The 22,657-nt window shown below is 63.0% G+C and carries 20 protein-coding genes; 13 read left to right on the top strand and 7 right to left on the bottom strand.

Annotated features, from left to right (window positions below; translation table 11 throughout):
* The first annotated feature begins 256 nt into the window (after positions 1-256).
* Positions 257-1,018, top strand: a complete 762-nt coding sequence (locus ACMNAY_RS08960) for a hypothetical protein (protein WP_418719158.1) — start codon at positions 257-259, stop codon at positions 1,016-1,018.
* Between the two features lie 56 nt (positions 1,019-1,074).
* Here the strand turns inward: ACMNAY_RS08960 and ACMNAY_RS08955 are convergent, their stop codons facing one another.
* From ACMNAY_RS08955 to ACMNAY_RS08940, 4 genes are all read right to left on the bottom strand, one after another.
* Positions 1,075-2,421, bottom strand: coding sequence for a dicarboxylate/amino acid:cation symporter (locus ACMNAY_RS08955; protein WP_418719159.1), 1,347 nt, complete (start codon positions 2,419-2,421; stop codon positions 1,075-1,077).
* Positions 2,422-2,866: 445 nt separating this feature from the next.
* Positions 2,867-3,211, bottom strand: coding sequence for a DUF2116 family Zn-ribbon domain-containing protein (locus tag ACMNAY_RS08950; protein WP_394975386.1), 345 nt, complete (start codon positions 3,209-3,211; stop codon positions 2,867-2,869).
* A 27-nt stretch (positions 3,212-3,238) separates the two neighbouring features.
* Positions 3,239-4,156, bottom strand: coding sequence for a pseudouridine-5'-phosphate glycosidase (locus ACMNAY_RS08945; RefSeq protein WP_394975385.1), 918 nt, complete (start codon positions 4,154-4,156; stop codon positions 3,239-3,241).
* Positions 4,153-5,082 carry a carbohydrate kinase family protein gene (locus ACMNAY_RS08940; protein ID WP_418719157.1) on the bottom strand — a complete coding sequence of 310 codons (930 nt, stop codon included), beginning with the start codon at positions 5,080-5,082 and terminating at the stop codon, positions 4,153-4,155. Before ACMNAY_RS08940 ends, ACMNAY_RS08945 begins: the two co-directional genes overlap by 4 nt.
* A gap of 171 nt (positions 5,083-5,253) precedes the next feature.
* Here ACMNAY_RS08940 and ACMNAY_RS08935 point away from each other — a divergent pair, with 171 nt between their 5' ends.
* Positions 5,254-5,967: a peptidoglycan DD-metalloendopeptidase family protein gene (locus tag ACMNAY_RS08935; RefSeq protein WP_418719156.1), complete on the top strand. Its 714-nt coding sequence runs from the start codon at positions 5,254-5,256 to the stop codon at positions 5,965-5,967.
* A 44-nt stretch (positions 5,968-6,011) separates the two neighbouring features.
* Here ACMNAY_RS08935 and ACMNAY_RS08930 read toward each other — a convergent pair whose 3' ends face one another.
* The 3 genes from ACMNAY_RS08930 to ACMNAY_RS08920 all read right to left on the bottom strand — a co-directional run bounded on the left by ACMNAY_RS08930 (position 6,012) and on the right by ACMNAY_RS08920 (position 10,562).
* Positions 6,012-7,697, bottom strand: a complete 1,686-nt coding sequence (locus ACMNAY_RS08930) for a hypothetical protein (RefSeq protein ID WP_418719155.1) — start codon at positions 7,695-7,697, stop codon at positions 6,012-6,014.
* Positions 7,698-7,798: 101 nt separating this feature from the next.
* Positions 7,799-9,889, bottom strand: coding sequence for a histidine kinase dimerization/phospho-acceptor domain-containing protein (locus ACMNAY_RS08925; RefSeq protein ID WP_418719154.1), 2,091 nt, complete (start codon positions 9,887-9,889; stop codon positions 7,799-7,801).
* The gene (locus ACMNAY_RS08920; RefSeq protein WP_394975375.1) at positions 9,864-10,562 is read right to left on the bottom strand and encodes a response regulator transcription factor; all 699 of its coding nucleotides are present in this window, start codon (positions 10,560-10,562) and stop codon (positions 9,864-9,866) included. The genes ACMNAY_RS08925 and ACMNAY_RS08920 overlap by 26 nt, the downstream gene beginning before the upstream one ends.
* Positions 10,563-10,778: 216 nt before the next feature.
* Here ACMNAY_RS08920 and ACMNAY_RS08915 point away from each other — a divergent pair, with 216 nt between their 5' ends.
* From ACMNAY_RS08915 to ACMNAY_RS08865, 11 genes are all read left to right on the top strand, one after another.
* Positions 10,779-11,708, top strand: a complete 930-nt coding sequence (locus ACMNAY_RS08915; RefSeq protein ID WP_418719153.1) for an NAD-dependent epimerase/dehydratase family protein — start codon at positions 10,779-10,781, stop codon at positions 11,706-11,708.
* Positions 11,705-12,487, top strand: a complete 783-nt coding sequence (locus ACMNAY_RS08910; RefSeq protein WP_418719152.1) for a sugar phosphate isomerase/epimerase family protein — start codon at positions 11,705-11,707, stop codon at positions 12,485-12,487. The genes ACMNAY_RS08915 and ACMNAY_RS08910 overlap by 4 nt, the downstream gene beginning before the upstream one ends.
* A gap of 4 nt (positions 12,488-12,491) precedes the next feature.
* Positions 12,492-13,289, top strand: a complete 798-nt coding sequence (locus ACMNAY_RS08905; protein WP_418719151.1) for a glycosyltransferase family 2 protein — start codon at positions 12,492-12,494, stop codon at positions 13,287-13,289.
* A gap of 13 nt (positions 13,290-13,302) precedes the next feature.
* Entirely contained in the window at positions 13,303-14,592 is a 1,290-nt protein-coding gene (locus ACMNAY_RS08900; protein WP_418719150.1) for a hypothetical protein, read from the top strand.
* 135 nt (positions 14,593-14,727) lie between these two features.
* The gene (locus tag ACMNAY_RS08895; protein WP_418719149.1) at positions 14,728-16,320 is read left to right on the top strand and encodes a glucosyltransferase domain-containing protein; all 1,593 of its coding nucleotides are present in this window, start codon (positions 14,728-14,730) and stop codon (positions 16,318-16,320) included.
* A 26-nt stretch (positions 16,321-16,346) separates the two neighbouring features.
* Complete coding sequence (locus ACMNAY_RS08890) at positions 16,347-17,477, top strand: FAD-dependent oxidoreductase (RefSeq protein WP_418719148.1); 1,131 nt, start codon at positions 16,347-16,349, stop codon at positions 17,475-17,477.
* Complete coding sequence (locus ACMNAY_RS08885; protein WP_418719147.1) at positions 17,461-18,387, top strand: glycosyltransferase; 927 nt, start codon at positions 17,461-17,463, stop codon at positions 18,385-18,387. The genes ACMNAY_RS08890 and ACMNAY_RS08885 overlap by 17 nt, the downstream gene beginning before the upstream one ends.
* 19 nt (positions 18,388-18,406) lie before the next feature.
* Positions 18,407-20,119 carry a hypothetical protein gene (locus tag ACMNAY_RS08880; protein WP_418719146.1) on the top strand — a complete coding sequence of 571 codons (1,713 nt, stop codon included), beginning with the start codon at positions 18,407-18,409 and terminating at the stop codon, positions 20,117-20,119.
* Positions 20,107-21,321 carry an NAD(P)/FAD-dependent oxidoreductase gene (locus ACMNAY_RS08875; RefSeq protein WP_418719145.1) on the top strand — a complete coding sequence of 405 codons (1,215 nt, stop codon included), beginning with the start codon at positions 20,107-20,109 and terminating at the stop codon, positions 21,319-21,321. Before ACMNAY_RS08880 ends, ACMNAY_RS08875 begins: the two co-directional genes overlap by 13 nt.
* A gap of 30 nt (positions 21,322-21,351) precedes the next feature.
* On the top strand, positions 21,352-22,020 hold the full coding sequence (cmk, locus tag ACMNAY_RS08870; protein ID WP_418719144.1) for a (d)CMP kinase: 669 nt from the start codon (positions 21,352-21,354) through the stop codon (positions 22,018-22,020).
* A 17-nt stretch (positions 22,021-22,037) separates the two neighbouring features.
* Positions 22,038-22,655, top strand: a complete 618-nt coding sequence (locus ACMNAY_RS08865) for a lysophospholipid acyltransferase family protein (protein ID WP_418719143.1) — start codon at positions 22,038-22,040, stop codon at positions 22,653-22,655.
* Positions 22,656-22,657: the final 2 nt, after the last annotated feature.

The following is a 22,657-nucleotide window of genomic DNA, read 5'->3' as shown; positions in this document are numbered from 1 at the left end:
AAAGCGCCCGTTTACGGGCGGCAAGTAACAGAACTTTCGCGGCTGGCAGACCGTACTTGCGCGACGTGACGCGCATGCTAGTATTCTAGGGCTATGCCCGCATGTGAATAACCCCCGGCTTGGCCGGGGGTTATTTATTGTGCCGAAAAATTTGCAACTCCGATGCGTCTTGATGGATACTTCTTGCCCCGCCCGGCGGGATACTTTACCTGCGGCAGAAACCTGCCGGAACACAGGATAAAGGAGAGTGTATACCATGAAGATGAGACTTGCCGCTCTGGCGGCGCTTTTTGCTCTTGCGGCGGCGCTGACCGCCTGCTCGGGCGGGCCGCAGTCCGCACCGGCTCCGTCGAGCCTTCCGCCTCAGTCGGAGAGCACCGCCCCCGACAGCGAAGTCGGCCCCGCTTCGGAACCCACCGATAAAACCGAGACGGAGACCAAAGGCACGGGCGAGAGCATTTCGGGCTATAAAAGCTTCACCATTCACTACGAGGACGGCACCGAAACCGCCATCGAGCGGGGCGTAGAGGGCCTGACCTACACGCTGGAGGGGGTGAAGGTGTTCGATTCCATCGAAGACGCCGGAGTGGACATGTACGGCTGCACGGTGGACAGCGAGGACATCCTTGCCCGGCCCTTTGTGCTGGCGGAGCTGAAAGCGGATTACACCGCACCCGCCGGCGGGGAGCTGGAGGTCATCGCGGACGCCAACGATCTGACGCCCCTGCTGCTGACGGACAAGCTGGAAGCAGGCAGCGAGCCAGCCTTCCCCGCGCTGGGCTATTTCAGCCTGCGCCCCAAGGAGGGCGACGCCAAGCTGGACAGCCAGCACCAGGCCTATTGTTACATCATCAAGGACGGCGAGGGCGTTACCTTCCAGCTGGGCATCTTCTGTGACCGGGCGCTCATCGACTCAAAGAACCTCTACCTTGAGGTAAACGCGGTGCCCGCGCCTCCCGACGGCGGCACCGTTACCGGAGACACCGCCCGGCGGATGTTTGACCTGCTGGGAGAATAATAAAAAGGCTGTTGCTCAACACATTTGAGCAACAGCCTTTTTTGATTGAAAGGGTTTTACGCGGTCTCGGCCTGGGCACGGGCGGTCAGCTCATGCAGGTTGGCGTTGTAGACTTCCTCGTTCAGCAGGTTCTCAGACTTGGCAACGTACAGGCAGGTGCAGGAGTCGCCCACCACGTTCAGCGAGGTGCAGAGCATCTCGATGGGGCGGTTGATGGCCAGGATCAGGCTGTAGGCCATCAGAGCGCTGTCGTTGGTCATGCCCACGCCGGACAGGATGGTGAACAGGATGATGGCACCGGCGCCGGGGGCGGCAGGGGTGCCCGCGGAAGCGATGAGCGCCAGGGCCATGATGACCAGCAGGGAGAGCGGGGTGACGTCGTAGCCGCCGCAGCCCGCCACGAACAGGGTGGCAACGACCTGCATGATGGCGGTGCCGTTCATGTTCACGGTCATGCCCAGGGGCAGCACGAAGGAGGCGACGGATTCGTCCACACCCAGCTCCTGGGAAGTGGTCTCCATGTTCAGCGGCAGGGCCGCGGCGCTGGAGGAGGTGGAGAAGCCGAACAGCGCCACCTTGGAGATCTTCTTGATGAAGGGGATGGGGTTCAGCTTGGTGCCGAAGCGGATGATCAGCGCGTAGCCGAACACCAGATACACCAGCAGCAGCACAACGGTGGTGAGCATGTAGAAGGCCGCAGGGCGCAGGTAGTCGATGCCGTAGGTGGCGAAGGTGCGGGTCAGCAGCACGAAGATGGCCAGCGGGCCCACCTTGGAGACCACAAAGTTCAGGAACACCACGCAGAGGTTGTTGACCTCGTTGAACAGCTTGGTCAGGGTAGAGCAGCGGTCCTCGCCCACGGCGGTGATGCACAGGCCCACCGAGGCGGCGATGAACACAATGGCCAGCACGGCGGTGTTGTTGCCGAAAGCAGTGGTGATGTTGGAGGGCACGATGTTCAGGATCACGTTCAGAGGGTTCGAACCGGAGGCGCCGGTGCTCGCCTGAAGCGAACCGACGGAGGTGGTGAACAGGCCGGCCTCAAACAGCCACAGGCCTACGGTAGCGGCCAGCACCAGCGCGAAGAGGGAGCAAAGCATGAACCAGCACAGGGTCTTGAAGGAGATGCGCCCCAGGGTGCGGGTGTCCGAGATGGTGCCGATGGCCAGGGCGATGGAGGTGAACACCATCGGAACGATGACCAGCTGCAGCGCACGGATGAACATCTGGCCGATGATGTAGAACAGGCCGATGGCATTGGAGGCCCCTTCAGCGGTGATGTCCTGGAACAGGATGTTGTTGATCGTGCCCCAGAGCGCCGCGTTGCCGGAAGCGTTCAGCGTTTCACGCAGCCACATAAAAAAAAGGCCTGCAACGCATCCAAACAGAAGCGCCAGACCCATTTTTGCTGCCAGGGAACGAGAATTTTTTGCTTTTTTCATGATCAATACCCCCACCACATCGAATTGCTTGCGCAGGGCTGCCCGCGAGCAGGCCGTCAGGGGGGCGGGTGCAGGAAACGGACAGCTGACTGCTGAAACCAAATGGAACGGCGCGGCGGGGCCGCGTGACCGCGTCCCGGCACACCTTTAATATCATACTCAAAGATTCGACGCATTTCAACTGTTAATTCCGTAGAAAAAATTCAGATAACGAGGGACAAAATGGATAAAGTTGCAAAAAAGAACCCGAGATGCGCTGTATTGGGAGCAGGCGCTTGAAAGAAGTCACACTTTTGTGAATGCTTGTTATGAGACGCACCGGCGGGCAGAAACTGCGCGAAAAAACCGGGCCGCCCCGAAAGGGGAAGGCCCGGTTTTGCCGTGCGATATTCAGAAAAACGGTGGCTTAAAACCAGCCGATCCAGATCCCCGCGGCCATGGTCGCGGCGCCCAGAGCACGTCCGGCCCGGCGGGCGGCGCGCATGCCCAGCAGGGCAATGGTCTGGGGCGTGACCAGAGGAAAGAGTAAAATGTCCGACCCGATCAGCAGCATGCCGCCGCCGACCAGGGCGCTTTGCTCACAGAGCGCGCCGGCAAACAGTGCCAGCACTCCCACGGCCAGCAGGAGAAGGAACCACTTGATACAGCGCTGGTCCCAGGCGAGGGTGCGCTCGTAACGCTCGCTGCAGGCGTCGCTGCAAAAGCGCCGCCCGCGCGGGATCTCTTTGCCGCACCAGCCGCAGCGGTCCATGGCGGTCCCTCCTTCCGAACAGGCGGCTTACAGCTTCGCCAGCTCCACGGCCACCTTGGCGGCCAGACGGGCGTTGTTGTAGGCCAGCTGGATGTTGGTGGCCAGGCTCTTGCCGCCGGTGTACTCCACGATGTGGGCCAGCAGGTAGGGGGTGATGTTCTTGCCCCGTACGCCGTCCTCTTTGGCGGCGGCCAGCGCCTTGTCGATGACGGCGCTCATCTCGTCGAAGTCCAGGGCGTACTCCTCGGGCACCGGGTTGCCGATCAGCATGCCGCCGTTAAGGCCCAGATCCCACTTGGTGCGGGCGATTTTGGCGATCTCGGCGGCGCTCTTGGCGGTGTAGTCCACGCCGAAGCCGCTCTTGCGGCAGTAGAAGGCGGGGAACTGGTCGGTGTTGTAGCCCAGCACCGGCACGCCCATGGTCTCAAGGTACTCCAGGGTCAGGCCGATGTCCAAAATCATCTTGGCGCCCGCGCACACCACCGCCACGGGGGTGTGGGCCAGCTCCTGCAGGTCGGCGCTGATGTCCATGGTAGTCTCGGCGCCCCGGTGCACGCCGCCGATGCCGCCGGTGGCGAACACGGGAATGCCCGCCAGGCTGGCCAGGATCATGGTGGAGGCCACGGTGGTGGCGCCGGTGCCGCCGGTGGCCAGCAGGATGGGCAGGTCGCGGCGGCTCACCTTGGCCACGTTCTCGCCCTTGCACATCAGCTCCAGCTCTCCGGCGGACAGGCCCACCTTCATCCGGCCGTCGATGATGGCCATGGTGGCGGGGATAGCGCCCTCGGCGCGGATGATGCGCTCCACCTCGGCGGCGAAGGTCAGGTTCTCGGGGTAGGGCATGCCGTGGGAGAGAATGGTGCTTTCCAGCGCGACCACCGGCTTGCCCGCCTCCACGGCGGATTTGACTTCGGGTGCGATGTCCAGATAGTTCTTCAGGTTCATTTTACATACTCCTTTATCATAGTGTGAACGGCTTGTTCGCTCATGGTCTCACTGATGGTGTCCGGCGCGGCGATGGCCACAAGGCCCGCGCCCAGGGCGAAGTCCAGCACTTCGTCTTCGCTCTTGCCCGCCAGCGTGGCGTGCACGATGCCCGCCATGGTGGCGTCGCCCGCGCCGGTGGCGTTCACCAGCTTGTCAAACACGCGGCTGCGCCGGTGGACGCTGCCCGCCGGGCCTTTGTAGTAGATGCCGTCCGCCCCAAGGCTGACGAACACCCGCCGCACGCCGGTGGCCAGTACCCGGGTGCAGGCCTCTTCCAGGTCGGCGTCGGTGGCGATGGACATGCCTGCCAGCACCTCCATCTCCAGCCGGTTGGGCTTGATGGTGTCGAAATGGCCCAGCACCGGCACCAGCTTCTTCGCCCAGGTGGTGCTCACCGGGTCGATGTAAAGGGGAGCGGTGCAGTGTTTTGCAAGATATTCCAGCGCCTCGGCGGGCAGGTTGCCGTCGCACACCACCACCGGCGCCGCGTTCAACAGGTCCATGCGGGCGGCCACAAAGTCCGCGTCGATGGCCGAGAGCACACGCATGTCGCTCATGGCCACCAGCATGTCGCCCTCCGAGTCCATGATGGAGATATAGCTGGAGGAGGGATGATCCTCCCGCACCAGCAGCCCCCGGGTGCCCACGCCCAGCGCGGCGCAGGAGTCCAGCAGCATGCGGCCGTAGACGTCGCCGCCCACGGCGCTCACCAGCTCGCACCGCTGGCCCAGACGGGTGAGATTGTCCAGAATATTGCGGGTCACGCCGCCCACCGACACGTGCAGCCGGCCGGGGTTGGAGTCCCGCATGATGAGGGGGGCAAGGCTCTGGCCGTGGATGTCCACATTGGCCCCGCCGATGCCTGCCACATAGGCTCCGCCCAAGAAAACACCTCCCGAAAAACGATTGATTGGGAAGATACTATTTTACTATATCCGCCCCCCGGATTACAAGAGGCAGTGAATAAAACCCGCCGCCTCGCCGCAAACTAAGGGCAAAGCGATGACCCGCCGCCCCTGCGCGGCCGGCAGCAGAAAAAAACAAGGAGCGATAGCATGAACAGGATCATCTCGTTTTTCAAAGGCAAGGGCTTTTATGTGGCCCTGGCCCTGTGCATCCTGGCTGCGGCGGCCAGCAGTTTCTGGGCCATCCGGGGCGTGATGCAGCGATTCGGGCCGAACGCGAACAGCAGTCTGGAACAGGAGGGAACGCAGGAATGGGACTTGCCGGACGTACAGGTGGAGCAAAAGGTGAACGATGTGCCCGTGCCATCGGCAAAGCTGTCACAGCCGTCGTCCTCGGCGTCTGGCTCTGGCGAAGCCTCCGCGCAGGATGGGGACTCTGGCGAGGCTGTCGCTGCGCCCGCACCCTCCTTTGTGCAGCCGGTCGATGGGCAGATCACGCAGGTCTACTCCGGGGATGAGCTGGTCTACAACGAGACGCTGAAGGACTGGCGTACCCACAACGGCGTGGACATCGCCTGTGCCGAGGACGCCGCGGTGAAGAGCGCGGTGGCGGGCACCGTCTGCAACATCTACGAGGACGGCATGTGGGGCCAGATCGTGGAGGTGGAAGCGGGCGAGCTGACCTGGCGCTACGCGGGCCTGGACGTCTCCAGCCTGCAGGTGGCGGTGGGCGACGCGGTGAGCGCCGGCCAGGCCATCGGCACGGTGGGTGAAGTGATGGCCGAGACCTCCGCCGGCCCCCATCTGCACCTGGAAGTGCTCAAGGGCGGCAACCGGGTGGACCCCCAGCACTATTTTGAATAAAGCAAGCGGACCCCTGCCTAAGGGCGGGGGTCCGCTTTGTGATTTTATGCCCGCTGGCCCAGCATCGCGGCCCGACGGCCCGCGGTGGCCTCGGCGGCCAGGTCGCAGGCCAGCTTGCCCCGGCTGCGGGTGGTGAGCAGTTCATTGGCAAAGAGCAAGAAGTCCGAGCGCAGCAGCACCGTCTCGCCGGCCTCGCCCTCCTTCGCCGGGCGGATGGAGGCGAGCCCCGCCTGGCACAGCAGGGCGCACAGCCGCTCATAGGCGGCCAGCTCCGCCCGGGGCGCGGCCAGGCTGTAGCCCTCGGCCAGGGTGTCCGGGCAGGCGGCAAAGCGGCTCAAAAACAGCTCCAGCTCGTCCATCGGGTCCCGCCCGGCGGGCAGGCAGGCGCAAATTTGGGCCGCCAGCGCGTCGCCGTTTTCCGCCAGCAGGCGGCGGGGGCTGCGGGCCTTCAGCAGGGTGGGTTTGCGGCGGCAGGCGATGCTGAACACCAGCGTCAGGCCGTCCATCAGCGCCGCCAGAAACAGGCAGAACAGGGCCATGCCCCGCTGGGCGGGCGCCGTGAGGGCCAGCAGCGGTTTCAGGTGCAGGTCGGTGATCTGCAGCGCCGCATCGCCGGCCTGCAGCACCTCCTCGCCCGCCACCTCGTTCACCCGCAGCACCGCGTTCGTAATTTCGGCGGAAAGCAGCGTTTTCATTTCCTGGGCGTTGGCCCGGGTGACCTGCCCGCCGGGAAGCTGGGCGGCCAGCTCGTCAAAGGAGGCCATCAGCTGGGTGCCCACGCCGGTCATGGCGGCGTCCACCGGGCGCAGCAGGTCGTCGGTGGAGAGGGTGCTGCCCGTCTGGGTGGCGGCCAGCTGCACCAGCCGGCCAAGGGCGGCCCGGGCGTCGCTGGTCAGCGTGCCCTCGGCCTCGGCGGCGGTGAGCGCGTTCAGAAGCAGGGCGCGGGCGCTTTCCAGCTGGGCCGCCACCGTCTCGCCTTCGCCGGAAAGTTCGGCGGCGGCCGCCTCAAAGGCGGAAAGGTCCGAGGCATTCTGCGCCGTGGCCCCGGCCAGGGCGCTCTCGCTGTCGAAGCCGTAGCGGGCCAGGATGGCCTGCCGGGCCGCCGCCTGCTCGGTAGAGGAGTTTTCGGTGACGCTGGCAAGATAGGCGTTGTAGGCCGCCACATAGTCCTCGTAGTTTGCGTAGCTGGAACGGCTGGGGGCGCGCAGGCCGCCGGAATACTCGGCGCCCGCTTCCTCCAGTTCCTTCGCGCAGGCGGCGAGGCGGGCGCTTTCCTGTTCCAGCAGGCTGTACCGCTGGGCCAGGTCGCTCACCATGGCGTTGATCTGGTCCTGGGCGGTGCGGAAGGCCTCGGTGCGGCGGGTGGCGTAAACGCCGTCCAGCGTGCTGCGCACTTGGGCGTACTCCGAAGCCAGATAAACGGCGGGCGGATTCACGGTGTTGTAGATGCCTACATAAGAATAATAGGTGGAGCAGCACAGCGCCAGCCCCAACGCGACGCAGCGCAGCGGGGTGATGCGCACCCGCAGGCTGCCCGCCAGAAACCAGGCGGTGGCCTGCACCGCCAGGGCGAAGAAGAGGGGGGCCAGCACAAAGATGCCGCTCAGGAACACCGTGGCGCCCTGCAGGGTGGTGATGAAGCTGATGGCCTGCAACAGCAGGGTCACGAAGGTGACCAGGCGCAGCAGGTTTTCCTCGCCGAAGAAGCCACGGCGGCGGCCCAGCAGCATCAGTTCGGCCCCCTCAGGGGCCCGGGGCGCCGGGGCAGGAGTGAATGCTTGGGAAAAATAGGACATGGGAATCACCTTTCAACACAGTTCGGCACACCCGGTCACAGGGCCGCGGCGGCGCAGGGTTCGGACGGCTCGGCTTCCCCGCCGTCCCCGGCGGGCTGAGGCGCGGGCTTTTCGGTGAGGGGCAGCGCCACCTGCACGCAGAACAGGTCGGCGTCCACCCGCACCTCCAGCGTGCCGCCGCAGGCTTCGGTGAAACTCTTGGCGATGGACAGGCCCAACCCGCTGCCCTCGCCGGTGCGGGAGGGGTCGCCCCGCACAAAGCGCTCGGTGATCTCGGCGGGGTCGAACTCCATCTCATAGCCCGCCACGTTCTTCACCTGGGCCACGGCCTGGCTGTCCTCGGAGGCAAGCTCCACGTACACCCGGCTGCCCGCCAGCGAGTAGCGCAGGGCGTTGGAGAACAGGTTCTGGAACACACGGTACATCCGCTCGCCGTCCGCCAGCACCCAGGCCTCGGGGGCCAGAGCGGTGCGGAAGGTGAGGGGACTGGCGGCGATGGTCTCGTCCATGTCCGCCAGCGTCTGGCGGATGAGCTTGGAAAGATCAATGGCTTCGGGAGCCAAAGGCAGACTGCCGCTGGCCGCCTTGGAAAGGTCGAACACGTCCTGCACCATGTGCTTGAGCCTGTCCGCCTTGCGCTGGATGATCTTGGCGTAGTCCGCCGCCGCCCCGTCCAGAGGCTCGGCGCAGAGCAGGTCCGCGTAGTTGATGATGCTGGTGAGGGGCGTTTTCAGATCATGGGAGACGTTGGTGAGCAGCTCCATCTTCATCCGGTCTGCCCGGCGCTGCTGCTCCACCGCCGCGTCGATGCCCTCCCGCAGGGCGTTCAGGTCCTCGGCGGCGCCGTGCAGGGGAGCGGCCTCCTTGAAGTGCAGCGGCTGGGCCGCGCCTTCGCTGCGCAACGTGTGCAGCGAGCCGGTGAGACGCCCCACATCCCGGCAAAAGCGCAGCTGCAGGGCGACGCCGACCAAGGCAAAGCCCAGAGCGATCAGATGCCCCAGCAGGAGGGCCAGCACGGTCAGCCCGGGAGAGGACCAGTAGGAGGTATAGAACATCAGCCACAGCAGAGGCGGCAGCGCCACCGGCACCAGCCAGTACAGCAGCGCCGGCCCGGCCACCCGCCGCTGCCAGGGCTGGGCGTGCCAGACGTTCCGCATAAGACCCGCCAGCCGCCCGACGAGGCTGCGGCGGAACACGCCTGCGCCGTTGAAACGCAGGTCAACAAGGGTCAGCCACACCAGAGGCCAAAGCAAAACGGGCAGCACCGTCCACAGGGCGTCGGGCACATAGACTGCCTGCCAGACCCAGAGGCAGAACAGCCCCAAGCCCCAGACCAGAAGTTTGACCTCCAGCCATATCCGGCCGGTGAGGGAGGCGGCCCAGGCACGGGCGGGTTTTGCACGCCGCCGCCATGCAAGGCACACAACGCCGCAGGCAAGGGCGAGGGCGCAGCCGGAGAGGAAGAGGATGAGGTGGGGGCGCAGCGTTTCCACCTGCCGCAGGCCCTCACCGACAAAGCCCGGCAGCCAGGGGCCCGCGCCGTCCTGCACCGCCAGCACCACCACGGCGTTTTCCAGCCCTTCGGCGCTGGGGTACACCGTCTGGCTGCTCAAAAGCTTGTTGTAAGCCGCCAGCAGCGCCCGGTTGCCCCAGGATGTGCCGCTGGTGGAAGCCAGCGCCACCGAATAGCCCAGGGGCGCGGCCACCCGGCCGTCCTCCCAGAGGGCGAAGTCGGTGTTGCTGTAGCTTGCGCCGCCCTCGCTGTCGGGCAAAACGGCAAAAAGCACCTGCCCGGAGGTGAGCGCTCCGCTGTCGTTGTTCAGCGCGTCCCGGGCCTGGCTGCGCAGCTGGGTGTTCTGGCCCGCCGTCAGGGGCGTACCGTCGCCGGCGGCGCCGCCCGCGGCCAGCAGCGAGCAGTTGTAGAACAGCTGGGCCATCTTCTCCTGATAGTACACCGAGCCGCTGAGCTGCCCGGCCAGCAGGTCGCCCATGCCCACCGAGCTGCCGCCCAGCATGGCAGGCCCGCAGGCCAGCAGGCACAGCAGCGCCGCCAGCAGGCTCATCATTCCCAGCCAGCCGCACAGGATGCGGGCGGCGAGTTTACTTTTTTTCCAATCGGTACCCAAGACCCCACACCACCTTTAAATATTCCGGTTCCTTCGGATTCAGTTCGATCTTCTCACGGATGCGCCGGATGTGCACCATCACCGTGTTCTCCGGCGCGTAGGCCGCGGCCTCGTTCCACACCCGGGCGTAAATTTCCTCGGCGGAAAAGATGCGCCCGGGGTTTTTCATAAACAGTTCCATGATGCGCGTTTCAGTGGGGGTGAGCTTTACCGGCGCGCCGTCCGCCAAAAGGCTGTGGGCGTCAAAGTCGTATTCCAGCCGCCCCACCCGGCGCACCGAGCCTCCGGCCCCGGCTCCGCCCAGTTCCAGATACCGGCGCAGGTGGCTTTTCACCCGCGCCACCAGCTCGATGGCGCTGAAGGGCTTGGTGATGTAATCGTCCGCCCCGATGGAAAGGCCCAGCACCTTGTCCGAGTCCTCTGTCTTGGCGCTCATCACCAGAATGGGCAGGTTGCGCTTTTGCCGGATGCGCATGATGGCGGAAAACCCGTCCAGCCGGGGCATCATCACATCCATCAGGATGAGATGCACCGTCTCCCGTTCCAGCACCTCCAGCGCCTCCAGCCCGTTGGCCGCCCCGTGCACCGTGAAGCCCTCCTTTTCAAGATACAGCCGCACGGCGTTCACGATGTCTGCGTCGTCGTCCGCCACAAGGATACAAAGCGGTTCCATGCCGCAGCCCCCCTTTCTGTCTTTGCCTCTATTGTAAGCGATGGCAAAGGCCTTGCCAACCGCTTGCCAGTATATCCTGTAATTCTTACGACACGGCCGCCCTTTTTCTTACAATTTTCTTAAAGGGGCGCAAAAAGGCCCCGGCCTTGTATGCCGGGGCCTTTTTGTGTATAATGTATTCTGTATCGCTATGACTGTTTGAAAGGGGCGAAGAAGATGGGGCGCACCGTTCTCGTGGGCAGCACCGGTTTTGTGGGGGGGAACCTCTTGGCAAGCCATGCCTTTGACGCGGCCTGCCACTCCACCGACGTGGCCGAGCAGTTCGGCAAAGACAACGATCTGGTGGTCTATACCGGGGTGCCGGCGGCCATGTATCTGGCAAATCAGGACCCGGAGGCCGACCTCGCGGTGATGCGCGCCGCGCGGGAAAACCTGCGCCGCCTTGCCCCGAAGCAGGCCGTGCTCATTTCCTCGGTGTGCGTCTATGCCGACAGCCGGGGCAAGACCGAGTCGGACAAGCCCGAGGGCGCGGCCCTCGCCCCCTACGGGGCCAACCGTCTGCAGCTGGAGCAGTGGGTGCGGGAAGATTTTGAAAATGCCCTCATCGTGCGGCTGCCCGCCCTCTACGGCAAAGGGCTGAAAAAGAACTTCCTCTACGACCTGCACACCGTCACCCCGGCGCTGCTGCGCCCGGCAAAGTACGAGGAGCTGGCGGCAAAGAGCGAACTTGTGGCCGCCGCCTACGCCGAAGGGGGAAACGGCTTTTACAAGCTCACCGGCACGGTGGATGCCGCCGCGCTGCGGGCGTGGTTCAAGCAGAACGACTGGAACGCCCTCAACTTCACCGACAGCCGCTCGGTCTACCAGTTCTACGATCTGGCGGGCCTGTGGGGCCACATCGAGACCGCCCTTTCCGCCGGGCTGCGGGTGCTGAACCTGGCCACCCCGCCGGTGAGCGCCGCCACGGTGTACCGGGCGGTGACGGGGGGCGAGTGCAAAAACGAGCTGCCCGGCACGCCCTTTGATTACGATATGCGCACCGAACACGCCGACCTCTTCGGCGGCGCGGGCGGCTACATCTGCACCGAGCAGGAAGAACTGGCGGGCATCCGCCGCTTTATGAAACACTGGGAGGAACAGGCATGAAACTTTCCGCCTCCAACATCGGCTGGAGCGCCGCCGAAGACGAGCGGGTCTGGCAGCAAATGAAGCAGCTGGGCTACACCGGCCTGGAGATCGCCCCCACCCGCATTTTCCCCGAGCGCCCCTACGACAACCTGCCCGGCGCGGCGCTGTTCGCCGGGGTGATGTGGCAGAAATACGGCTTTTCCATCCCCAGCATGCAGAGCATCTGGTACGGCCAGACCGGCAGCATCTTTGAGCCGGGCGAGGCCGCGGCCCTGGCGGACTACACCGCCCAGGCGCTGGAGTTTGCCTACGCCTGCCACTGCAAAAGCCTTGTGTTCGGCTGCCCCCGCAACCGCGCTATCCCCGAAGGCCACGCCGCCGCCGAGGCGGACGGCTTCTTCGAGCAGCTGGCCTATCTTGCCCAGCGTCGGGGCGCGGTGATCGCGCTGGAGGCCAATCCCCCGATGTACAACACCAATTTCCTCAACACCCACAAAGAGGTGTTTGCCTTGGCGGGGCGGCTGGACCGGCCGGGCCTTGCGGTCAATCTGGACGTGGGGGCCATGGTGGCAAACGGCGAGACAGCGGCGGACGTGGCCGCCCATCTCCACCGGGTGAGCCATGTGCACATCAGCGAGCCGGGCCTTGCGCCCATCCAGCCGCGGCCGCTCCACCGGGAGCTGGCGCTGCTGCTGAAAGGCGTGGGCTACCAGGGCTTTGTGTCGCTGGAGATGAAGGCAGCGGGCGAAGAGGAACTGACCCGCAGCCTGGAGTATGTGGCGGAGGTGTTCGGTTAAAACCATGGAAGAGCGCAAAAACATCCCCGGCGTGCCGGATTACACCGTGGAGATGCTGGCGGAAAAGCGCAGCGACTACTGCCTGCTCATTCCCATCATCAACGAGGGCGGGCGCATTCTGAAAGAGCTGGACCGGGCGAAAGAGGCCGGCGTGTGCGGGCTGGTGGATATCATCCTGTGCGACGGCGGCAGCACCGACGGCAGCATGGAGCTCCCGGGTCTGAAGAGCCGGGGCGTGAACTGCCTGCTCACCAAGACCGGCCCCGGCAAGCAGGGGGCGCAGCTGCGCATGGGGCTGCACTTCGCGCTGGAGCGGGGCTACGAGGGCATCCTGACCATCGACGGCAACAACAAGGACTCCATCGAGAGCGTGCCCCTGTTCATTGAAAAACTGAACGAGGGCTACGACCTGGTGCAGGGCAGCCGCTTTGTCAAAGGCGGCAAAGCGGTGAACACGCCGCTCTCCCGCTGGCTGGCGGTGCGCTTCATCCACGCGCCGGTCATCAGTCTGGCGGCCCGCCACTGGTTCACCGACACCACCAACGCCTACCGGGCCTACAGCCGCGCCTATCTGACCCACCCGGCGGTGCAGCCGCTGCGGGACATCTTCCCCGGCTATGAGCTGCTGGCCTACCTCAGCGTGCGGGCCACCCAGCTGGGCCTCAAGGCCTGCGAGGTACCGGTGGAGCGGGCCTACCCCAAAAACGAGCCCGCCCCCACCAAGATCAAGGGCTTCAAGGGCAATTCGAATCTTTTAAAAATTCTCTTCGCGGCGCTGGCGGGCAAATACGACCCGGAATAAGGGAGGCAAGAGGATGGGGAAAACCAAAAAAACGGTCCGCTCTGCGGCACTGCTTATTTTGTGCGCGATATTAATTACCGCTGTGACCGGTTGCTGGATGACAGATAAGGGGTGGTGGTGGCAAGCTGACTCCGAAGATCTGGTGTGGGGACGTATCATCGAGATGCAACAGGGCGAACATCACGGAGGCGGATTTTTAGGCAAATACCTTCCGGCTGGCGAGTTCGGGTATATGAGAGAGGCCTTCTTGCAGGGCGGATTTGAGGGTGAGTGGCAGCCCTACACACATCAAAGCGGTCTGCAGGGCACGTTCTACGGAGTCGTAAACCTGGGCTTGAAGACGGTCGTATCTTCGACGATGGTTCGCTGGGCAGCACTTCGGTTCGGAAATTCCGTTCTGTGCATAACGGCGATGTTGCTGATGTCGGGTTGGATCAGAAAAAAGGTGGGGCTTGCCGCGGCAGTGGCGGGTTTCTCCTGCGTTTTTCTGATGTCGTACTCGCTTCGGTCCCTGCCAAATCTGTATTGGGTCACTTGGACTCTGGCTGTCCCCTTTGTGGTGTCGACGGCGGTGTGCGAATGGATCAGCCGCGAACAAAAACATCTATTTGCCGGCGCGGCGCTTATCGGTGCGGCGACGCTTTTGCGCTCTTTGTGCGGGTTTGAGTTTATCTCCTCGGTCATGATTGCGGCGGAACTTCCGGTTTTTTTGGAATTTCTTTGCGCGGAAAAACAGCGCCGCTTTTTTTGGCTGCGCGGGGCGTTGCTGGTGGCTATATTCCAGATGGCGGCTTTTGGCCTGAGTTTTGGGCTCTGGGTGGTTCAGGATTTCCTCTACTTGCAGGATTGGACGCTGGTGAAAGCAGATGTGCTGGCCACTATCGCGAAGCGCACGGGAGCGTTTGCGGAGTGGATGCCCGCAGACGAAGCTTATGCGGTTTCGCTGCAGGAACCCCGGCTGGAAATTCTGCGCTGGTATTTCAGCGAAGCGGTCTATGCTAAGGTGTTCTCAGTCGCAGGGCTGATGCTTCTGGCCGTGCTCAGTTATGCCCCCTTGCAGCTGTGCGAGCGTATTCTCAAAAAGAAAACCGCAAAAACAGCGCAGATGGGCCGTTGGCTGATTTTTGCCTTGGCAAGCACAGTGGGCCCGGCGAGTTGGTTTTTGCTGGCTTCGGGACATTCTTCTATCCACCGTGCCATCAATGAGATAATGTGGCTGTTCCCCACGTTGCCGCTGTTGCTGGCAGCGATTGCAGGAAATGTGACTGCACTGGTCTCTGTGCTGAGAAAGGACGAGCTATGACCTACGACAAGATCATTCTGGGCGCGGGGCTCTACGGCCTGTACGCCGATAGGGCAGTACGGTGAAGTGGACTTGCATGTTCCATGATGCCAGGGTGTGGAAACAGAGTCGATATAAAAGGAGTATAGACAAGCTATGGAGAGTATCCAAATGTGGCCACAGGATGTTCTGAAACGGACAGAAAAGGTTCTTACGTCGCTGGATAAGACCACCTTTTGCTGGGCTTTTGTTGGCGGGCTGCTGATCCATCTGTACCGGTTGACCAACTTTTCTATGGTGGCAGAGACTCCTTATTTTTTCTATAGTCAAAATAATCGATCGGATCATGGCCGGTGGTTGTTTCATCACATCACCGACTGGACTGGGTGGCTGGACCTGCCGTGGCTCAATGGAGCGGTGGCCATAGCCTACTTGGCGCTTGCCAGTGTTCTTGTTGTTCGTCTTTTGAAGATTCAAAGCAAGGCTGTGGGTGCGCTTGCGGCATTGCTGTTCGTGGCTAGTCCGGCAACGGCAGCAACGATTCACTTTACTTTCCTTGCTGATGGATATGCATTTGCCGTGTTGTTGGGCTGTCTGGCTGTTTTCTGTGTGGAATATTCAATGAACCAGAGCGGCCAAAAGGCAATATGGGGTGTGGCAGCAGGAGCTGTTTTGCTCTGCCTTTCAATGGCTATATATCAGAGCAGTCTGTCTCTGGCAACGTTCCTTTGCATTGTGATTTTGACACGTGCATTGTTTGAGCGAGACCTTAAGCTGTGGCGGCGTGTAATTCGCATGCTCACGATGGGTGTGGTAGGAACCCTGCTCTATTTGATAAGCGTTAAGCTGATCGATGCGCCAATGACCGACCATGCTTCGCTTAATACGCTAGGCAAGGTGAACTTTGAAGGCAGCCTGAACATGCTTAAGTGGTTATATCTTGACAGCACTCATCCTTATATGGATTTGCTCGTTTATCCCACCAACCTTGTGTGGCAGCTGCTGGGATGGTTTGGGCTTGCGCTGTTTGCAGGAATTATCCTGTTACTGACTGTTCACACGCAGTTGTGGAAACGACCGCTTGAATTGATTGTGCTGGGTATCATGATGGCCGCTATCCCGGCAAGCTGGTGGCTTATCAATATCCTTCAGCCTGAAGTTGGAGGACAGAATGCCCTGCAGGCTCATTCCTCGGCACTTATGTGGCCTGTGCTTTTGGCTTTTGTTGAGTATGTAACCGTGCGGATTTCGGGGCAAGGCAAAAAGTTGCTGCCCCGGATGATATGGCTGATTCAGTGGGGTGGGTGGACTTGCTGTGCCCTGCTGGCGTTCCATTTTATTGTGTTCAACAATCAGTTTTATACTTTGTCACGCCTTACCTATGAAAAAGACCAAGCGCTGTATAGTAGGGCGTTGGGACGCATGGAAGAACAACCGGAGTATCAGTTCGGCATGCCTTTACTGATTGATGGAGCGCCTGCCCAAGCGGAAAATACTACTCCTCTGGCTGAGTTTTCCGGAAAATTGAACAAATACATGGCGCAATTCCAGCCTCGCAGCAGTGTCTACGGTGACGGACAGCGTTTGTTCTTGAATAGTTTCTTGAATGCGGATTTTCAAGATGTGGATGCGGATACAAAGGCTCGCATTCTGAACAGCGAAGAATTCGCAGCCATGCCCGCCTGGCCCGCTGAAGGATCCATCCAGGTGATCGATGGCGTGATGGTGATGAAGAATCAAACAGATTGAGTGAGCAGCGGAGAGGGACAAAAGCAATGACCTACGACAAGATCATTCTGGGCGCGGGGCTCTATGGCCTGTACGCCGCCGAACGGTGCGGCGCGGCGGGCCAGCGAGTGCTGGTGCTGGAAAAGGACCCCACCCCCTTCCGGAGGGCGACCTATATCAACCAGGCCCGGGTGCACATGGGCTATCACTACCCCCGCAGTTACTCCACGGCCATCAAGAGCGCCCATTACTTTGAGCGCTTCTGCAAGGACTATGACTTCTGCCTTCTGCGGGAGTTCGACCAGGTCTACGCCACCAGCGCCCACTTCTCCTGGACGAACGCGGGGGAGTTCCGGCGCTTTTGCGCGGCGGCGAACATCCGCTGCGACGACGTGGCCCCTTCCAAATACTTTAATCCCGGCCAGTGCGACGGAGCCTTCCTCACCACCGAGTACACCTACGACGCGAACATTTTAAAAGAGCACTTTTTGAAGCGCATTTCCGCCATGGACAACGTGACGGTGCTCTATTCCCACAAGCCCGAGTCCATCGAACAGGCGGGCAGCGTCTGGCAGGTGAAAGCGGGGGATGTGATGGCCGAAGCGCCGTTCCTGCTCAACGCCACCTACGCCGGGGTGAACGAAGTCCACGCCATGCTGGGCTTCGAGCCTTTTAAAATAAAGTACGAGCTGTGCGAGATCATCCTCTGCACGGTGAACGACAAGCTCAAGGACACCGGCATCACGGTGATGGACGGGCCTTTCTTCTCCATCATGCCCTTCGGACGCACGGGCTACCACAGCCTCACCAGCGTCACCTTTACCCCCCATGTGACCAGCTACGACAGCCTGCCCAGTTTTGACTGCCAGGCGAAGAGCGAAGGACGCTGCCGCCCGGGGGACCTGTTCAACTGCAACGACTGCCCGGCAAAGCCTGCCAGCGCCTGGCCCCAGATGAGCCAGCTGGCCCGCAAGTATCTGAAAGAGGAATACGGGTTTGAATACGCCGGCAGTCTGTTCAGCATGAAGCCCATCCTGAAGGCCAGCGAGATCGACGACTCCCGCCCCACGGTGGTCCGCCGGTACTCCGATGCGCCGGCTTTTGTGAGCGTGCTTTCCGGCAAGATCAACACGGTATACGATTTGGACGAGGTGCTGCAAGATGGCTCAGAACAATAACAATAAAGAGAGCAATTTCGTCTCGGCGGTGGTCTGCCTCCACAACACGGGCGCGTCGGCGGCGGAGTTCTTCGCCGCGCTGGACGGGGTGCTGGCGGAGCACTTCAGCCACTATGAGCTGATCGCGGTGAACGACGGCTGCACCGACGACACGGTGCCCGCCTTGAAAAAGTGGGCCGCCGAGCATCTCAAAGCGCCCCTGACGGTGGTGAACATGAGCCTGCGCCAGGGCGTGGAGCGGGCGATGAACGCAGGCCTGGACGCCGCCATCGGCGACTTCGTGTTCGAGTTCGACCGCCCCGCCATGAACTACGCCCCCGACCTTATCTGGCAGGCTTACCAGAAAGCCCTCACCGGCTTTGACGTGGTCAACGTCTGCCCCAGCCGCCAGCGGCCCATGAGCACGGCGTTCTACCGGGTGTTCAATAAATTCAGCAACAGCCCCTATAAGCTTTCCACCGACGCTTTCCGGTTGGTGAGCCGCCGGGCCATCAACCGGGTGAAGGCCATCAGCGACGATCTGGCCTACCGCAAAGCAGCCTACGCCGCCAGCGGCCTTGCCTGCGCCAGCCTCACCTTTGAGGGCGCGGCGGCGAAGGACGACGGCCCCCGCCTGGACAAAGCGGTGGACAGCCTCGCCCTCTACACCGACGCGGGCTATAAGATGAGCTTGGGCATCAGCCTGGGCATGATGGTGCTCACGCTGCTGGCGCTGATCTACACGGTGGCGGTGTTCTGCCTGGGCCAGCCCATCGCCGGCTGGACCACCACCATGCTGGTGCTGTCGGCGGGGCTTTCCGGCCTGTTCTTCATCCTCACCATCGCGGTGAAGTATCTGGACCTGCTGGTGCGCCTCACCTTTAAAAAGCAGAGCTACCTCATCGAAGGCGTGGAGAAGTTGCAAAAATAAGAAAAAGGACCCGTTTTTCATGAAAGGCTTTTTTCAAAAGGATATCTTCAAAAAGGACATGAGTCGCCGCGCCTTCTGGATCGCCGTGGTGCTGGTGGTGCTGGCAAAGCTGGCCGTCAGCCGGTTCCAAATGATCTGGGTCTGGGTGGACGGCGCGCCCATCGACGACGAACTGATGTTCCGGGCGGCCCAGAGCATCTCCGCCGGCCAGTGGCTGGGGGAGTACGACTGGCTCACCCTCTCAAAGCATATGTTCTTTGCGGTGTGGCTGGCGCTGTGCAACGCGCTGCACATCCCGTACCTCGCGGCGGGCCAGCTGCTGGCCTGCGGCGGGGCGCTGGCCTCGACGATGGCTTTCGCTCCGGTGCTGCGGCGGTATAAAAGCCGCTTCCTGGTGTTTGCTCTGCTGGCATTCAGCCCGGCGGTGAGCGCCAGCTTTACCCTGCGCGTTTACCGGGACAACATTTTCCCCGCCCTGTGCATGTTCTTCTTCGCGGGGCTTTGCGGCTGGGCGCTGCGCTGGCGGGGGGCGCTGGCAAAGGGCCTGCCCTGGCTGGGCATGTCCGGCCTCGGCCTCGCCCTCGCCTGGCTCACCCGGGAGGACGGCATGTGGCTGCTGCCCTTTGCCGCCGCGGGCAGCCTCATCCTGCTTGTCACCGCGTTGCGGGCGGCGATGCCCCTTGCGAAAAAACTGGCTCGGTGCGCCGCGCTGGCCATCCCCTTCGTCCTGCTGGCGGCGGGTATCCTGACCTTCAGCGCCGTGAACTACGCCCATTACGGCGTGTTCACCGTGAGCGATTTTTCCTCCGGCGGCTTTTCCGCCGCCATGGGCGCCATGACGAGAGTGGAAGCGGGCCAGTGGCAGCCGCTGGTGAGCGTGAACGCCGAAGCCCGGCAGCTGCTCTATGAAAAGGTGCCCGCGCTGGCCCCTCTGGAGAAATGGCTGGAGGAGGACGACGACCTGCAGAACAGCTTCCGCAACCCGGAGCTGGACGACTACCAGTCCGGCAGCTTCTACTGGGCCATCCGCAAGGCGGCCTATTATGAAGGCGTTTACGATAACGCTCAAAAGGCCGAGGAGTACTGGCAGGGCGTGGCGGATACGGTCAACGCCCTGTGCGACGCGGGCGAGCTGCCCTCGAACGGCCCCAAGCGCACCGGCACCACGCCCCCCATCCGGGCGGAGTATGTGGGCCCGGTGCTGGCGGAGGGCATGCGCAGCCTGTGGTACTCGCTGACCTTCGGCGGGTGCGAACCCTATGACGCGGAGAATCTCTCCATCGGCCCCACCGAGGATTTGGCGGTCTGGGGAAATTACCTCGGTCAGCACACCAATTCCGCAGCTCAGGCGGGCACGGCGCTGCCCTATTACAGCCCGCTGCAGCGGCTGGTCTACTTCGGCCTGGAAGCGATTCGGGCCGTCTACGCCGTGGCGCTGCCCGTGGCCTTCGCCGCAGCGGTGGTGCTGCAGGTGAAGAATGCGGCGGCGCTGCTGGGCGACGCGCGCAAAAAGCGGCCCATCGCCCCCGGGCGGGGGATGCTGGCGCTGCTGCTGGCAGGCCTTTTCGCCATGGCGCTGCTGCGCTGCTTTATGATCGCCTTCGTGGAGGTGTCCAGCTTCAACATCGGCACCTACGCGATGTATCTCTCCACCGTGCACCCGCTGCTGATTTTGTTCAGCGCGGCGGGCATCCTCACCCTCTGGAAGGAGAACGTTTCATGGCAGAATTGATCGTGGTGGGCGCGGGCGCCGCCGGGTTGATGGCGGCGGGCGCGGCCTGCCGTCTGGGCCACCGGGTCACGGTGCTGGAACACAGCGAGATGCCCGGCAAAAAGATCCTTGTCACCGGCAAGGGACGGTGCAACGTCACCAACGAGTGCGACGAGAACACCTTTTTGCAGAACGTGCGCACCAATCCCCGGTTTTTGTTCTCCTCCATCCACGCCTTCCCGCCCTCGGCCACCATGGAGCTGTTCGAGGAGCTGGGCGTGCCCCTCAAGACCGAGCGGGGCCGCCGGGTGTTCCCGGTGAGCGACCGGGCCGAGGACATCCGCGCCGCGCTGCTGCGGTACGCTGCTGACGCAAACATCGTGATGGACGGGGCAAAGAGCCTTGTGCTGGAAGAGGGACGCTGCGCGGGCGTGGTCACCAAGGGCGGCCGCCGCCTTTTGGCCGACGGCGTGCTGGTGGCCACCGGCGGCGTGTCCTACCCCGGCACCGGCTCCACCGGCGACGGCTACAAACTGGCAAAACAGGCGGGCCACTCCATCGTGGAGCCGGTGCCCAGCCTGTGCAGCCTGGTCAGCCCGGACCCCGCCTGCAAAAAAATGATGGGCCTTTCGCTGCGCAACGTCACCCTGACCCTGCTGCGGGACGACAAGCCCGTGTTCAGCGAGCTGGGGGAGATGCTGTTCACCCACTTCGGCATCTCCGGGCCGCTGACTCTCTCCGCCTCCAGCTACATCCGGGAGATGGAAAAGCACCGCTGGACGGCGGAAATTGACCTGAAGCCCGCCCTGGACGAGGACCAGCTCTATGCCCGGGTGGGCCGGGACTTCCAGCTGCTGGGGGCCAAGAGCGCCCAGGGCGCTCTTGCCAAACTGCTGCCTGCCAGCATGCAGCCGGTGATGGTGGAGCGCTGGGGCGTGGACCCGGCGCTGAAAGCCAGCCAGATCGACAAGGAGAGCCGCCGCCGGCTGGTCAAGCTGATGAAGCACTGGACGGTGCCCGTCGCCGCCCGGGGCGACCTGGCCCACGCGGTCATCACCAGCGGCGGGGTGAACGTGAAGGAAGTGGACCCCCGCACCATGGCCTCCAAACTTTGCCCCGGCCTCTTCTTCGCCGGCGAGGTGCTGGACGTGGACGCCTACACCGGGGGCTATAACCTGCAAATCGCCTTCTGCACCGCCCAGGCGGCGGCGCGGGCTTTTTGAAAGAATCACACGACAAGGAGCATCGAAGCAATGATCTCTGTGGCCATCGACGGCCCCTCCGGGGCCGGCAAATCCAGCCTGGCGAAACGACTCGCCAAGGAGCTGGGCTATCTCTATGTGGACACCGGCGCCATGTACCGGGCCATCGGCCTGTACGCAAAGCGGGCCGGGGCGGACACCAAAAACGCCGCCGCCGTGGAGGCGCTACTGCCCGAGGTCCGGGTGGAGCTGAAATATGTGGACGGCGCCCAGCGGGTGCTGCTGTGCGGCGAGGATGTGAGCGAGGCCATCCGCGCCGAGGAGATCGGCATGGCGGCCAGCGACGTGTCCGCCCATCCGGCGGTGCGGCGGTTCTTGCTGGACACCCAGCGGAACATGGCCCTCACCCACGACCTGCTCATGGACGGGCGGGACATCGGCACCGTCATCCTGCCGAACGCCACCGTCAAAATTTTCCTCACCGCCTCCCCCGAAGCCCGGGCCAAGCGCCGGATGCTGGAACTGCAGCAAAAGGGCCAGCCGGCGGAGTATGAAACGGTGCTGGAGGACATCCGCCAGCGTGACTGGCAGGATACCCACCGGGAGACAGCGCCCTTGAAGCAGGCGGAGGACGCGCTGCTGGTGGACACCAGCGAGCTGGATTTTGAAGAGAGCTTCCAGACCCTCAAGAACCTCATCCTCCAGCGGGTGGGGAAGTAACCGAAGGGAGACAGTCAATGCTGTACGCGATCATTGTGCCCCTTGCGTGGGTCATCTGGCATCTGGGCTTCGCCATCAAGGTGGTGGGCCGGGAAAATCTGCCCAAAGACGGCCGGGGCTTCGTGCTGGCCCCCAACCACCTGTCCGCCATCGACCCGGTGTTCGTGGTGCTGGCCCGCTTCTGGGGCAAAAAGATGCTGGTGATGGCAAAGGAAGAGGTCATGCATGTGAACCCCTTCTTCACCTGGTTTTTCCACCAGGTGGGGGTGTTCGGCGTCACCCGCGGCCGGGGCGACACCACCGCCGTGGAGAATGCCATCGAAAAGGTGCGGGCCGGTCAGGGCCTGCTCATCTTCCCCGAAGGCACCCGGTCCAAGACCGACGAGCCGGGCAAGCTGAAGAGCGGCGCCTTCGTCATCGCCAGCGCCGCAGGGGTGGACATGATCCCCTGCCGCATCATCTACCGCCACGGCCGCATGCGCCTGTTCAGCCGGGTGCGGGTGTGCTTCGGCGAGCCCATCCCCGCCGAGACGCTGTATCTGGGCGAGCAGAAGAGCGCCGCCAAGCTGCGGGAGAACAAGCAGCTGCTGCTGGACGCCTGGCAGAAACTTTACGACGAGAACCGCTTTGAGTGAGG

It is taken from the genome of Candidatus Allofournierella merdipullorum, from assembly GCF_048426865.1.
Classification (GTDB): Bacteria; Bacillota; Clostridia; order Oscillospirales; family Ruminococcaceae; genus Allofournierella_A; species Allofournierella_A merdipullorum.
Note: the sequence above shows the minus strand (reverse complement) of the source record. Positions and strands in the feature narration are given on the sequence as shown.

Bases quoted from the DNA above. Each gene is read 5' to 3' on its own strand.
- ACMNAY_RS08960 (WP_418719158.1), top strand. From the start codon at position 257: ATGAAGATGAGACTTGCCGCTCTGGCGGCGCTTTTTGCTCTTGCGGCG.
- ACMNAY_RS08955 (WP_418719159.1), bottom strand. From the start codon at position 2,421: ATGGGTCTGGCGCTTCTGTTTGGATGCGTTGCAGGCCTTTTTTTTATG.
- ACMNAY_RS08950 (WP_394975386.1), bottom strand. From the start codon at position 3,211: ATGGACCGCTGCGGCTGGTGCGGCAAAGAGATCCCGCGCGGGCGGCGC.
- ACMNAY_RS08945 (WP_394975385.1), bottom strand. From the start codon at position 4,156: ATGAACCTGAAGAACTATCTGGACATCGCACCCGAAGTCAAATCCGCC.
- ACMNAY_RS08935 (WP_418719156.1), top strand. From the start codon at position 5,254: ATGAACAGGATCATCTCGTTTTTCAAAGGCAAGGGCTTTTATGTGGCC.
- ACMNAY_RS08930 (WP_418719155.1), bottom strand. From the start codon at position 7,697: ATGCTGCTGGGCCGCCGCCGTGGCTTCTTCGGCGAGGAAAACCTGCTG.
- ACMNAY_RS08920 (WP_394975375.1), bottom strand. From the start codon at position 10,562: ATGGAACCGCTTTGTATCCTTGTGGCGGACGACGACGCAGACATCGTG.
- ACMNAY_RS08915 (WP_418719153.1), top strand. From the start codon at position 10,779: ATGGGGCGCACCGTTCTCGTGGGCAGCACCGGTTTTGTGGGGGGGAAC.
- ACMNAY_RS08910 (WP_418719152.1), top strand. From the start codon at position 11,705: ATGAAACTTTCCGCCTCCAACATCGGCTGGAGCGCCGCCGAAGACGAG.
- ACMNAY_RS08905 (WP_418719151.1), top strand. From the start codon at position 12,492: ATGGAAGAGCGCAAAAACATCCCCGGCGTGCCGGATTACACCGTGGAG.
- ACMNAY_RS08900 (WP_418719150.1), top strand. From the start codon at position 13,303: ATGGGGAAAACCAAAAAAACGGTCCGCTCTGCGGCACTGCTTATTTTG.
- ACMNAY_RS08895 (WP_418719149.1), top strand. From the start codon at position 14,728: ATGGAGAGTATCCAAATGTGGCCACAGGATGTTCTGAAACGGACAGAA.
- ACMNAY_RS08890 (WP_418719148.1), top strand. From the start codon at position 16,347: ATGACCTACGACAAGATCATTCTGGGCGCGGGGCTCTATGGCCTGTAC.
- ACMNAY_RS08885 (WP_418719147.1), top strand. From the start codon at position 17,461: ATGGCTCAGAACAATAACAATAAAGAGAGCAATTTCGTCTCGGCGGTG.
- ACMNAY_RS08880 (WP_418719146.1), top strand. From the start codon at position 18,407: ATGAAAGGCTTTTTTCAAAAGGATATCTTCAAAAAGGACATGAGTCGC.
- ACMNAY_RS08875 (WP_418719145.1), top strand. From the start codon at position 20,107: ATGGCAGAATTGATCGTGGTGGGCGCGGGCGCCGCCGGGTTGATGGCG.
- cmk (WP_418719144.1), top strand. From the start codon at position 21,352: ATGATCTCTGTGGCCATCGACGGCCCCTCCGGGGCCGGCAAATCCAGC.
- ACMNAY_RS08865 (WP_418719143.1), top strand. From the start codon at position 22,038: ATGCTGTACGCGATCATTGTGCCCCTTGCGTGGGTCATCTGGCATCTG.